Here is a 13,215-nt window from a genome sequence, read left to right as displayed (position 1 = left end):
CTCAATCACTCCTCTCGATGATGGTTCAGCCAGTTGGCATACGAGTGGTTTCGAGCTCCTACGTAATCATAGGTATCGAACATCCAACCGAGTCCGAACATCCGAGGGTCCCCCTCTGCGCGCAAGGTCGATTCCATTTCGTCCCGAAGGGATTCCTTGACGGCTCGAAGCGCGGGATCAGACGCTCGATTGGTGACGCAGTCGGGGTCATCCGCGAGGACATAAAACTCTTCCCTCGGCCGTTTGCCGAAGCAAAGACGGTAGAACTCGTCGAACCGAAAGGTGAGCAATGTCTTCGTCGGGCTATTGTCACAATTCGGATAGGAGGTTTCGGGATTCCCGACAGGCCAACGATCCGGTTCGAAATTGTGAATGTAGAGGTACTCGGGTGTTCGAATCGCTCGAACGGGGTATCCGAGGTCGTCGGGACGGCCCAGGTCATGCCGTTCCTTCCCGATGAGCATGCGGTTCCTCGACGGCTCAACCCACCCCGAACCCTGTCCCGTTAGCGTCTTGAGAAAACTCTGACCCGTCATCGAATCTGGAATCGGCACGCCGGCCGCCTCCAGAAACGTGGGAGCAACATCTCGAACGTTGAGAAAATCCTCGATCGTTCTCCCTGGAGCCACACGGGCTCCCCATCGCACTGCGAGAGGGAGCCGGAATCCATGATCATAAATCTGGCCTTTGACCCTCGGGAACGGCATACCATGATCTGAGGTCACCACGATGATCGTGTTCTCAAGCTCTCCGATCGACTCCAGATGGTCGAGCATGCGCCCCAGATGCGTATCAAACCATTCCACCTCAAGGCCGTAATCGAGAAGATCACTGCGGATCGTGGGGTGATCGGGATAGTAAGACGGAACCTCAACCGCTTGCGGATCGCGTCCGGCGCGTAATCCAGCTCCTGCCTCGTAATCGCGATGGGGTTCGAATCCGCCGTACCAGAAGCAGAACGGCTGATCAGATTCTCGGGCTTCAAGAAACGCCTCGAAATTCCTGGCGTAGTCAACATTCGCCATGGCCCGATACGGAGGCGGCGCTCGGTGCTCGCTGAAATTCGGTCCAGCCGGATTCCGTGAGAATCCGCCGGCCTCGAAATCACCTGGTCCCCAGCCTTTCCCCGTATAGCCAACAAAATATCCGCTCTCTTCGAGAAGGTCCGGGTAAACAGCCCACTTTGCAGGAAACAGTCCGAAGTGGCAGCACGCCTCCTCCAGTTGCCAGGTGTTTCGTCCTGTCAGGATGCTGGCCCGGCACGGCGAGCATTTCGGATTGGAGGTGAAACAGTGCTTGAACAAGACTCCTTCCCGCGCCACTCGATCAAATGCAGGTGTTTTCACCCACGAGCAACCGTATGCTCCCGCATGGTCAGCAGACCAATCATCCGCAATCGCAAACAGGATGTTCGGTCGATCCGCCCCCATTGCCTGGCTCGATCCCACAGCAAGCATCATCCCGACCACCAAGCTCGCCAGCACTAACGGAACGGTTTGGCGGCTCATACGAAATTGAAGCATTCGATTCAGTCCTTCTCGTTGCGAACCCGTGTTGGAAACGTCTCGAATCGTGCGATACCCAAAAAAATGCCCTCGATCGCAACGGGTCGCAAGGGTCTCGATTCCTCAATCCTGTCGCCACCCGTGGAGGTTGCGGGGCTGTTCGTTAGGGTTCGAGATCAGAGTGATTGCACTCGTTGACGGTCTTCATGATCCGTCGAACCGCCTCGACGTCGGTTCTCCCAGCTTCACATGCGGCGGAACCGAGATGAAGTTCGCTCAATCCGGGTGCAACCAACGATTGCACATCAGACGCTCGGATCCGGCCCCCCGCCAGGACAATGATCCGTCCTGCCGACCGAGCATGGAGCTCGGCAAGGACCGAGATCCCCAATCGTGCCGATTCCGCCTGACCAGAGGTCAAGACCCGATCCACTCCCAGATCAATCAGCGTTTCCAGGGCCTCGAATGGGTCCGGTACCTGGTCGAAGGCACGATGAAACGTCACCGACATCGGCCTGGCATCGGCAATGAGCGCACCCGAGCGTTCCTGATCAATCGTCCCGTCGGGCCTGAGGACTCCCAGGACGACGCCAGCGGCCCCGAGCGATCGGGCGGTCGCAATGTCGTGCCTCATCGCCTGAAATTCGACCTCGGAGACGACAAAGTCACCTCCTCCTGGCCGAATGAGCACATGGACCGGAATCGTCAACGATCGACAGGCAAGTGCAATAGCCCCAGCCGACGGGGTCACTCCCCCCACGGCCAGATGTTCACAGAGCTCGACACGGTCCGCTCCACCCGCTCCCGCGGCCAGCGCAGAGGAAAGGCCCTCCACGCAAATCTCAACGGTCAACCGGGACATTGCCAGATCGCTCCTGCAGGGGATCATTCAAAACGAAGGTGTTTGACCGACTCTCCAGAATCGCGAAGCTCAATCAGGGCGTCGATCCCGATTTCCAGGTGCGGAATCACATATTTTTCGGAGACGGTGCGATCACTCCGAGCCGATTTCACCCCCTCAGGAGTCATCGGGTTGTCTGAAACGAGAAGCAATGCCCCTTTGGGAATATGATTGACAAAGCCGACGATGAAAATCGTTGCCGTCTCCATGTCGATCCCTAGCGCCCTCGTCCTGCGGAGATAGGCCTTGAAGGCGGAGTCATGCTCCCAAACCCGTCGATTGGTCGTGTAAACGGTTCCGGTCCAGTAGTCGCGGTGGTGTCGAACGATGGTTGAAGAGACCGCGCGTTGAAGTCGGAACGACGGCAGGGCCGGAATTTCCGGGGGCATATAATCATTGCTCGTTCCTTCGCCCCGGATCGCCGCGATTGGAAGTACAAAATCCCCCACCTTTGTTTTTTTCAGCCCGCCGCACTTTCCCAGAAAGAGCACGGCCTTCGGTTCGATCGCCAGAAGCAGATCCATGACCGTTGCGGCCATCGCGCTTCCCATGCCGAAGTTCAGGATCGTCAGGTTCTCGGCCTCGGCCGATTGCATCGGTCGATCGCGTCCCAGAATCTCGACGTCAAAGCGTTGCGCAAACAGTTCGACATAGTGAAGGAAATTCGTCAGCAGGACGTACTGGCCAAACTGGTCGAGGGGACGACCCGTGTATCGAGGCAACCAATCGCGAACGATCTCAACCTTCGTCTTCACAGAAGCAGCCCCCGACTCGTCACTCCGCCACTCGGATTCCTGAGTTCGACAGAATACCACGACCAACGGCCCATCGCGCAAATCCTACGCATCGAACTCCTCGGAAAATTCGAAAGAATCGACTCAAGCGTTCAGGTCTGTGCTGCCGATGAAGAGATGAACGACCCGTCTCGGATCACGGTTCACGGGAACCGAGTCTTAGACCGACCTCGAACCGAGGAGTCATCGTGCCGAATTCCGACTGGAGGCGATCCGTCTGGCTCGCACTCTTCCTCGGATCGGCCTTGCCGATGACGAGGGCCAATCCCGCCCCGTTGCTTGATGACGTCCCCTCGGCTGCGATTCCCCACTCGGAGACGGATCAGCCAGAAGCGCTCGCCGAACGGGTGCGGCGGCTCGAAGAACTGAACCATCGACTTCTGGAACAGTACAACGCGGTCTTGAGTCGCGAAGCCGAACGTGACCAACGCTACCAGGAGCTTGAGGACCAGTACCACCGCCTCCTCGATCGCCTCAATGAACCGACCGACACCCTCGTCGAACCGGCTCAAGCCTCCGTATTACGATCCGCAGAAGAACCTGACCCGTTCGCAGATCGAGAGGCCAACGAGGGGCTCGATCGGATTATCGTCGGGCCAGGTCGAGCCTTTCCCATCTTCGCCCCGGGAAGCGAGCCTCGACTCCTCGGAAAGGTCGGTGAGGGGTTCGAGCTGTTCACGCCGGACGAAGAGCTGAGCCTTGGTGTGCGGGTCCTCAATCAGGTCGACTTCAAAACGTATGCACCCGGCGATCTCGATCCGGCCACAAGCGGCCTTTTTCTGCCTCGGACCCGATTCTACCTTGCCGGTCATCTCACACGGCCCATCGAGTACGAAGTCTCGTTCCAGCGCAGCCTGGAAGGCGTGCTCGACCTGCTCGACGGATTTGTGAACTTTCGCTTCAACGAAGGATTTCAGATCAAGTTCGGGCGATCGCTCGTTCCCTACAGCTTTGACTGGTATGACCACCTCGAACCCTACTTCATCACTCCCGAGCGATCGCTTTATCCCCTGAACTTCGGTCTCTCTCGACAGGCAGGGCTAATGGCCTGGGGATACCTTGGGGACGGTCGCCTGGAATATGCCGTGGGAGGATTCTCGGGAGGAATCCTCGGAATCGCCGACACCAACTCGACTCGAGAGGCTGCGGGCTATCTCAACTGGCGACCCTTCTTGTTGACGGAACGCTTCCCGAGACTCCGATATCTGAACCTCGGAGGATCGATCGCCGGGGGCCAGACCATCAGGGATAACGAAGAACGGCCCATGCCGCTTCGAACCTCTATTCAGGCCACCGAGAACAGCCGGGAGGCTTCCGCCGCTTCCATCAGCTTCCTCGATTTCGAGGAAGATGTCCGCATGTTCGGCGATCGCTTCCAGGGAGCACTGCACCTGGCCTATTACGGGGGCGGATGGTCGTTTGAATCGGAGGTTCAGGCAGGTCGTTACCAGTACGAGAAGCTCGGCCTTTCCCTTCGGCCCAGCGTTCCGGTCATCGGCTACCATCTCACCGCCGCTCGGTTCCTGACCGGGGAGGAACCACACGCTCGCACCACAATTGTCCCGCTCCGACCGTTCGCGCCGACACAAGGACTATATGGCCCCGGAGCCATCGAGGTCTTCGCTCGAATCAGCCAGTTGCAGCTCGGGCGTGAGGTCTTCGACTTCGAGCTTGCCAACGAAGAATTTTGGACCCGAGACATCGTAATGACGGATATCGGCTTCAACTGGTACGCCAATCGTTATGTGAAATTCTACTTCGATTGGCAGCGTTCTGCCTTCGGTTCCCCCGTCTTGCTGAACGAACGTAGCGGCACCCGCCGTTCGAGCAGCGACCTGTTCTGGATTCGTTGTCAGATCTGGTTCTGATCGTCGATTTCTCGCTGCAGGGTGGACGAGTTCCGCCCGACGAAGGACAATCGCACAAGAACCGACGCGATGACGGAATCCACCGCTCAGGACGCGTGCGACGGGCCAGGAGACGAGAGAGATGTCAGGCAGAATCGACTCGAATCGGGCAGTACCTTCACGCAGAACATTTCTCGTCGCATCGGGGATGGGGGTCGCTGGTCTGCAGTTCGGCACTCCCGGAATGGTCCTTGGACGAGACTCGAACAATCCCGGACAACCGAAAAGGTCAGCTCGATCGACGATCTTGTTCTTTCTCTGCGGTGGAGCGTCTCACATCGACACCTGGGACATGAAGCCCGATGCCCCGGCCGAATTCCGAGGCCCGTTTCAACCCATCGCCTCCCGTGTGCCCGGCGTTCGGCTCTGTGAACACCTCCCGAAACTGGCCGAGCAGGCCCAGCATCTGGCAGTGATCAACTCAGTCGGCAACTCCGTCTCCACGAACGATCACCATGCAGGCTATTATTATCAATTGACCGGTCATCAACCCGACCCGACCTTCCTCAGCATGGGGAACGACCGAACTCCCCAGCCCGATGACTGGCCGTTCATGGGAAGCGTTGTTGCGTCCCGACGTCCTCCCCACCCTAACCTGATCAACGCGATCACCTTGCCTCACAAGCCGAGCCGGGCGCCTTACACGCGTCCCGGTCAGTTCGCCGCTCGGATCGGAGTGGAACACGACCCGCTCTATCTGATGGGGAATCGCGACACTCCCTTAACCTTCCAGGTGCCGGCGCTCACGCTTCAGGCCGATGTGAATCACCCTCGATTACACGCGCGGCGGGCCTTGCTCAACACCATCGACGAGGCCCGGCGCGACCTCGATCAGGTCCGAGCCGTCCAAACCTACGCCACTCATGAAGAAAAAGCGCTGGGATTACTGGCGTCCGCCGAGACGACCCGCGCGTTCGACTTGCTCGACGAACCCGAAGCCGTTCGAGCCCGATACGGCGAGACGACTAATGGCATGAGCTTGCTCATGGCTCGCCGACTGGTCGAAGCCGGGGTACCGTTCATCACGGTTTTCTGGCTCGAGGACCAGGCCATCGCCAATCGCTGCAAGAGTGCCGGTGGCTGGGACACGCATGGAAACAACTTCAATTGCTTGAAGGAATTCCTTCTCCCCGAGTTTGATCAGGCCCTTTCTGGCTTGCTGGGCGATCTGCACGATCGCGGCCTGCTCGATGAAACACTGGTCATGGTGACCAGCGAGATGGGCCGCAAGCCTCGAATCGGCGACCCAAGATCCGGCGGTGAATCCGGCGCGGGTCGGGACCACTGGACCCACTGCATGAGCGTGCTCATGGCCGGAGGCGGGGTCCAGGGAGGGCAAACGTACGGATCGAGCGATCGAATCGCCGCTTATCCTGCCGATCGACCGGTCACTCCCGCCGACGTGACCCACACAGTCTATCACGCCATGGGGATCGATGACCTGGAAGCGACCGATCGTGAAGGACGCCCCTTCAGCTTGCTGGCCGAAGGGGCACCGATTCTCAGCCTGTTCTGAGGCGATCGCCCGATCCATTCGCAGTTCACGGCGACCGATCCTCGGCGGCCCGAAGCGCGTGAATCGTCGCATACAGATCAAACCGAAGGGGCGACTCGTCCTCCGCCACCAGATCGGTCGCCAGCCAAAACTGATCAACGGGCTTGAGTCCATCAATCCGAAGAAAAACGCTCCGGCCGTCCTCCTGGAACTCTGCCGATCGGATTGGAACCGAATCGTGACCGATCCGAGTCGGGTTGATCGCCGAGTAGTGGAAAGATCCATAAGTGCTCGACCACTGATAATTCCACTGCTCAGCCCGGTAGCGTTTCAGATCGGAGGCAATGGCTTCATCGATCGGCTCAGAGAAGGTGAGAAGTACGCCATCTTCGAACACGTTTAGAGCGGTCGGCATATGAATGGGACGACCGGTATATCGCACGCGTTGAATGCTTCCATCGGCGGCCGCGCCGGTTTGCCAGCCGTTTAGCCCGACCACGTAAAGCTGTCCGTCGATCGGATGGAAAACGGCCTGGCCCGAACCCGAGAGGAAGGTGAGGCCGGGGAATCGTACCGTCGTCGCCTGGTGAATTCCCTCGATTTCTTCCTGCAACACCGCGTGCAGAGTGCAACGACCCCAGGAGAGGTGGAGCATGCCGTTCTGATGGTAGTCTCCCCAGCGGTCCCCGGTATACCAGACCTGACCGCCGCTCGAATTGTCGGCCGCCTTCGGAATGTAGCACAGAGGGGGATCAGGCACGACCCCTTCTGGAGCTTCGGGAGCACTGGCGAGATAGCCGTAGAATCCTCCCTCGCGGATCAGATCAATCTTGGAGGAAGGGACCCAGTTCCCTTCGTTATCGGCCACGGTAATCTGATTGGCAGGGCCGATACCCATCCCATACGGATGTCGAAAACCTCGGGCCACAACCGAGAGCTCCGATCCGTCGGCCGAGACCCTGATCAGAGCGCTCCCGTGTGGACCTGCGCCCGATTTGAGAAAGTAGAAGTTCCCCTCGGTATCGGTCTCCAGCCGCATGGCATAGGCGTGATCGAGCCCTTGAATGATCAAGTCGTGGTTGAATGATTCATAGAGATCTGCCTCGCCGTCCTCATTTTCATCCACCAGCCGCGTGAGCTGGTCGCGTCCCAGCACCACGACAGACCCATTCACCACCTTCAATCCCAAAGGCTGATAGAGGCCCGTCGCAAACCGATGCCAGGATACTGAGGCAAGATCGCGGTCGATTCCTCGAACAACCCAGACATCTCCATGAGCCGTCGCCACTGCGGCCGAACCGTCGGCGAAAAAGTCAACCGCGGTGATAAAAAACAGTGCCTGGAATGGATTCTCGTAAGGAACCGCGATGGTATCGATCACGTACGGTGAATGCCCATCGTCCGCCCCGAGGGTTCCCGTCGTGACGATCGGTTCTCCCCACCGGCGAGGACCGGGTTGAAGCAACGCCTCGACCTCCTCGGCCGGTTCCGTTGATCGTGCCATCGCGAGGAATTCTTCGAGCTGCTCGGCCGGTCCCGACCAGAGCAACAGGTCTCCTGACCACTCGGCTTCCCCTAGAATAGGAAGACAGACATCTCCCCCTCGAACAACAAGGGAAGTGGCGCCGTGGTCAGGCCGAACAGCGATCGCGTAGGCCGTACCGTCCTCAGCGGTGGCAGTGGTGAGACTCAGCGATCCTTCGTTCCAGACATCGGGCGTCACTGGCCACTCGGCTAGGGTGAGCCAGACAGAAGAGGAGAGCCCGTCAGCCTTCAGCGATCGGGCGACCGCCACGACCTCCCCTTGTCGAACTTCTCGGCACACCTCCGTCACCGTTCCACCAAGAACCCGAGACATCAGTACTACCTGATTTCCGTGCAGCCTTAAGCCCTGGTAATCCAGGTCGTTCGGGTCGACAGGCTGAGGATCGGGAGTGGTGTCACCAGGAGGAGTTCTCCAGAGTTTTCCAGGAGACACGTAGCTCTGCAGTGATCCCTTGAGCGTCGGCTTTCGGAGTAACCCGAAGCGCATGGCATCGGTCGTCCAGGTGGATTCGGTCAAACCAGCGACGATACCGCAACGTTCCAAATCGAAGACCGCGGTGGTCGAACGATCGGGACCGAGAAACAGGGTCAACGTCTTCGGGCCGAGTTGCCGTTGTGGAATCTGGGTTGAATGGCTGACGAAGGGCCCCTTGTCGGTGTCTTGCCATCGACCGTCGATCCAGTCGGGGTCTTCCTGAAACTCATAGGCGCCGAACTTATGAGGGTAAGGAAGCCCACGCTGATTCGTCTCACCGCCAGGAGTCCAGCGGGCCAGGTATTCTGCCTCAGATTCATCATAATTCCAAAGCACGATCGTCTGTTCGTCGGTCACAAACGCTGTGGTCGGCGCGGCAACGACATCCCGAATCCCCTGGGAAATGCGTACATCATCAATCAAGACTGCGTTGGGCCGACGGTCCTCGATCCGGGTTCCCACGGCCAGGCCGCTCCGCTGAGGGGGAGCCGTCAGGCGTTGCTCGACCCGAGACTCAGCTCGGAGCGATCCATCCACGACTAATCGCACCCGATCCAACTCCAGCAACAGGGCGACGTGGTGCCATTGGCCATCGCCAATCGATCCGTCCGCCATGATCAACGCGGGGCTCAGGCTCGGCGCCCGAAAGGCCAGATCGGCCGAATCGGGCAGGATAACCAGTTCCCAGTGCGACCCGGAGGTCGGCGCCTCATGCGAGAGCAAGACCGCGCCGGCGTCTCGATCGAGCAACTGCACCCACAGTTCGATCGTCAGGGGACGCTGTTCAAACCGATCATCGGCCGGGGCAATCGAGCCTCCCTTGCGGGCGTCGATCGCCTGACCAAAACGACCATCGACCAGCTCCGGCGCCGGTGGTGGAGAGGACGCTCCGTCATCCGCCCTTGCGATTACTCCCACTCCCAGGGCAAAGATGGCCATCGACACAACGCGAATCCTCATGCGAGAATCTCCTGGTTCCCTGATCTGTTTCGAGCGTGGCACGGTCGTCATCGACATTGGTCACGGGCCGAACTCCATCGTGCCATTGTGGCCGACAATTGGCTCGGAGGACAGATTGCTTCGATCACCGCCCGAACTGATCGAAACGATCAGATAAATCGATCACGTTGATCTCCTGCGTTTCGTGCCCTCTGCTTCGTGTTGTGGAGGTGTTCCGTGCCCCTTGACGCGAAAGTTGCCAAACCCATCGATCCGAATCCGAAATCGACCACGGCTCGTCATCATTCGTCCAGTCGATGGCAGAGTGAACCCGGCAGTGGGTTGTTCGTCTGGCTTTCGTGGGTAGTGCTCACTGTCGTGGCACTGGGGTACGTGGCTCGGTTCGGTCCACGGGTACCGGTCTGGGACGACTACGACGTCATTCCGGTCCTCACGGGTCACCGTGCGTTGACCCTTGACTGGCTCTGGTCGTTGCACAGTGAACACCGGCTCGTGTTGCCTCGTTTGCTCCTCCTGGCAGGGTTTCGACTGACCGGAAACGACTTCCGCGCGGGAATGGTCCTTAATGTCGTGCTTCTGGCGACTCTCGCAGCGATGGCCCCTGTGACGCTCGGCATGGCGAGGCAGGGAAGGCAATTTTCCGATGCCTTGTATCCGTTGCTCTTCCTCAACCTCGGTCATCACATCAATCTGATCTGGAACATGTCGGTGTCGTATCTCCTGCCGGTGTTCCTCGGGGGCTTCGTGCTCCTGCTCATCACCGTGAGGCCCGGATTGCCCGGAATCGGGCGCGGGGGGATGATCGGCCTGGCACTGGTGCTCTTGCCGCTCTGCAATGCAGCGGGGGTCGCCCTCGCGCCGATGCCGGCGCTCTGGTTGCTTGGGGTGTCGGTGGCTCATGCCCGATCGGGGAGCGACCGAGCGAGGTCCTCGGGCCTGACCTTCGCTCTCCTGGCGATTACCGCACTGGCCTTGTCGATGCTCTACTTCCACAACTACGAGCGTTCTCTGCACCATCCGCCTCCACCCGGTCTCTGGGCCATTGCTCGAACGGTCTTGCAATTTCTTGGGACCGGACTGGGATCAGGGGGGATACAACTGGGACTGGTTGGAGGAGGAATGGTCGCTGTGTTGATCGTGGCGGCATTCGTCGTGATCATGCGATCCGCTCTGGTCCGCCCGGCGGACCGGACGAGAGCCCTTGGACTGTTGGCCTGCTGGGGAGCAATGGGAATGCTCGTGCTTGGCACCGGCTGGGGGCGTGCCGGGTTGGGCGACCTGGCCGGAGCCCAGGAGCGTTACGTGTCGCTCGCAACCGTGGCCCTGCTGATCGGGGCCGTTGCGTTCGAGGTGTTCGGGCCGGGCGCGACGGCTCGACTTGTGCCCATGAGCCTGTTCTGTCTGCTCTGTGTGGTGCTCTGGCCGAACACGTTTTCAAGCATCGAATCCGGTCGATCCACGAAGATGCAATCTGAGTCCTTCGTCACAGACCTGCGCTCCGGGGTGCCACGATTTCTCCTCGTTCGACGCTACACGCCCTTCCTTTTTCCCACGCACGACGAGTTGACCGAACAGCTCACCATGCTCCAACACGCAGGCATCGAACCCTTCGACCGCCTCGCCCCCGATCCAACGTTTCGAAAATTGCAGGTCGAGCTTGAGCCCAGCCGACTGCAACTCGCTCGCTGGAAGGGACGCACGATGAAATCGCTCGGGGTTGATCCCCAGGTCGATTTTGCGATGCCAAACACCTCGCAATTCGTTGCAGGCATCCGACTTCGATACCACCATTTCAATGCCGAAGGAGAGCCCGCACGGTTCAAATTTGCCTGGAGGCGTCCAGGCCAGGACCGCTTCCCCGCCGACCAGGAATATCTGGCCTGGGCCTTACCGACCGGCGCCGAAAAAACAACGACGATCTGGATCGGTGAGCCGGTTGAAGCGATCCGAATTCAACCCGACAACCGACCATGCCATTTCACCTTCGAGGAACTGAGCGTGCTCGTTCCGTAAGCCTCTGCTGAGGCTAGCCCTGCGGTGCGATCCGATCGAAGCCACCTCATCCGGTCTCAGTCGTGACTCTGCCGTGAAGAGATCAAGCGCGGCGCTGTCGCCATTGCCGACCCGACCACGCGGCTCCCACCAGGGTCAGGGTCCACATGGCCAGCGTGGCGGGCTCGGGGGTGGCCAGTGCGCTGTTCGGATGGCACGAGCAGCCATTACCGTGCGAAGCAACTTGATGGCTCGCCAGCAGACCATCATCCCAGCGTCGCTGGAAGTCGCGAGACGCGAGCAGCCCGACCGCCTCATCGCTAAACGCCAGTTCGTCGCTGGTCAGGAGGTCCCAGTTGATTCGCCCCGAGTCGATGGTCATACCCGACTCGTCATGATATTCGACCCCGAAGGCGTGCATCAGCTCGTGCGAGATGTTGTTGGCGAGCGCCGTTTCCAGGTCACTCATCGTGTTGATCGAGGTGGAGTCGAAGTTGTCGATGAAGGTGAACCCGTCTCCCCCGATGTCAGCGATCCCAATCGCCTCCGGGTTATCCACCGCCAGTGCTCCCGAGACCACACTCAAGGTATGGGCCGCTGAGCCGGGATCGAGCGTCAGATCGACCTCCAGGCCGCTCTTGCGGAAGCTTTCCTCAACCTTGGAAAGGATCTCGGTCTTGAACTCGTACTTCTCCGCTTCATTCGGCGTTCGGCCAAGCAAGTCCGAGACCACCGGGCTCTTGTACCAGGCCTCGGGCGTTCCCTCGGTCAAGGAATGAGCCGCCGGGAAGGGGCCGTCGGTAAAGTTGAGGAACGCATCGGCGGGACCGGAGCGAAGGGGCGAAGGCTCCGTCGGGGCCGAGGTTGACACCGGAGTCGGCGTCGGCTCTGGTGCCGGAGCCTGCACGGGCGTCGGAGCGGGCGTCGGCTCGGGAGCAGGGGCCGGCTCGGGAGCAGGGGCCGGCTCGGGAGCAGGGGCCGGAGTGGATTGGACAGGGGTGGAAATGGTGGCGACCGATTCGAGCCGGAGTCCGGAAGTCGGTCGGGGTGATGGGGTCGGCTTGGAGACGTGGGTCAGCTCGCCGGCGAATAACGAACCCAGGACCAGCGGTTGGTACGGGACGACCGATGTTGACACTCGGGGAGCGGGGGCCGGTGCAGGAGTCGAATTGCTCTGGGGTTCCGATGGTGCGACCGTTGGGGTCGGTGTCGATGTCAATGTCGGCATCGAGGTAGTCGAGGCGACCGGTCCGAAGAAGCCGATCGTCACCGGAGCATCAGCCCATCCGCCAAGTCGAAAGGGGGTCAGGATCAGCGGTTCGTCCTGCTCCACGCGTTCCGAATGACGGGCGAGCAAGCTCGGATACGATTCCTCGGTCACCTCGCCCCGACGCTCCTGGCGATCCTGGAGCGTCTCGCCGACTCGCTCCATCGAGCTCCAGGGACCGACTTCCTGGCGCGGTTGTGCCGAAGCGGTGCTCACCGCCACGAAGGCGGAAAGAATCGGGACGATGAGCGACATTCTTCGGACCATCATCGTCGACCTCCGTGTCTTCCGATGACCGACCGCACATCCTGGCATGTCGGTTTGCCGGAGAGCCGACCTCTCCGGTATTTGAGTCGAACACCTGTCGGGGGAGA

At 60.0% G+C, this 13,215-nt stretch carries 8 protein-coding genes; 3 read left to right on the top strand and 5 right to left on the bottom strand.

All coding sequences use genetic code 11. The annotated features are described in order from the left end of the window. Positions 1-5 precede the first annotated feature (5 nt). The 3 genes from HG800_RS20110 to HG800_RS20100 form a co-directional block, all read right to left on the bottom strand. A complete protein-coding gene (locus tag HG800_RS20110; protein WP_235963820.1) occupies positions 6-1,523 on the bottom strand; it encodes a sulfatase family protein in 1,518 nt (505 codons plus the stop codon). 145 nt (positions 1,524-1,668) lie between these two features. Beyond that, entirely contained in the window at positions 1,669-2,367 is a 699-nt protein-coding gene (locus HG800_RS20105) for a copper homeostasis protein CutC (RefSeq protein WP_169978831.1), read from the bottom strand. A 23-nt stretch (positions 2,368-2,390) separates the two neighbouring features. Next, positions 2,391-3,161, bottom strand: a complete 771-nt coding sequence (locus HG800_RS20100) for an AMP nucleosidase (protein WP_169978829.1) — start codon at positions 3,159-3,161, stop codon at positions 2,391-2,393. Between the two features lie 227 nt (positions 3,162-3,388). Between HG800_RS20100 and HG800_RS20095 the strand changes: the two genes are divergently transcribed. Together HG800_RS20095 and HG800_RS20090 are read left to right on the top strand one after the other, a co-directional pair. Continuing rightward, on the top strand, positions 3,389-5,068 hold the full coding sequence (locus tag HG800_RS20095) for a porin (protein WP_169978827.1): 1,680 nt from the start codon (positions 3,389-3,391) through the stop codon (positions 5,066-5,068). A gap of 121 nt (positions 5,069-5,189) precedes the next feature. Continuing rightward, entirely contained in the window at positions 5,190-6,623 is a 1,434-nt protein-coding gene (locus HG800_RS20090; RefSeq protein ID WP_169978825.1) for a DUF1501 domain-containing protein, read from the top strand. A gap of 25 nt (positions 6,624-6,648) precedes the next feature. Here the strand turns inward: HG800_RS20090 and HG800_RS20085 are convergent, their stop codons facing one another. Next, a complete protein-coding gene (locus HG800_RS20085) occupies positions 6,649-9,582 on the bottom strand; it encodes a LamG-like jellyroll fold domain-containing protein (RefSeq protein ID WP_169978823.1) in 2,934 nt (977 codons plus the stop codon). Between the two features lie 216 nt (positions 9,583-9,798). Here HG800_RS20085 and HG800_RS20080 point away from each other — a divergent pair, with 216 nt between their 5' ends. Further along, positions 9,799-11,595, top strand: coding sequence for a hypothetical protein (locus HG800_RS20080; RefSeq protein WP_169978821.1), 1,797 nt, complete (start codon positions 9,799-9,801; stop codon positions 11,593-11,595). Positions 11,596-11,677: 82 nt separating this feature from the next. On the opposite strand, the gene HG800_RS27005 is transcribed toward HG800_RS20080, so the two are convergent. Next, a complete protein-coding gene (locus HG800_RS27005) occupies positions 11,678-13,111 on the bottom strand; it encodes a hypothetical protein (protein WP_182830384.1) in 1,434 nt (477 codons plus the stop codon). Between the last annotated feature and the right edge of the window lie 104 nt (positions 13,112-13,215).

The sequence above is a fragment of the Tautonia rosea genome (genome assembly GCF_012958305.1).
Lineage (GTDB): Bacteria > Planctomycetota > Planctomycetia > Isosphaerales > Isosphaeraceae > Tautonia > Tautonia rosea.
This window is presented reverse-complemented; position numbering and strand designations above follow the sequence as displayed.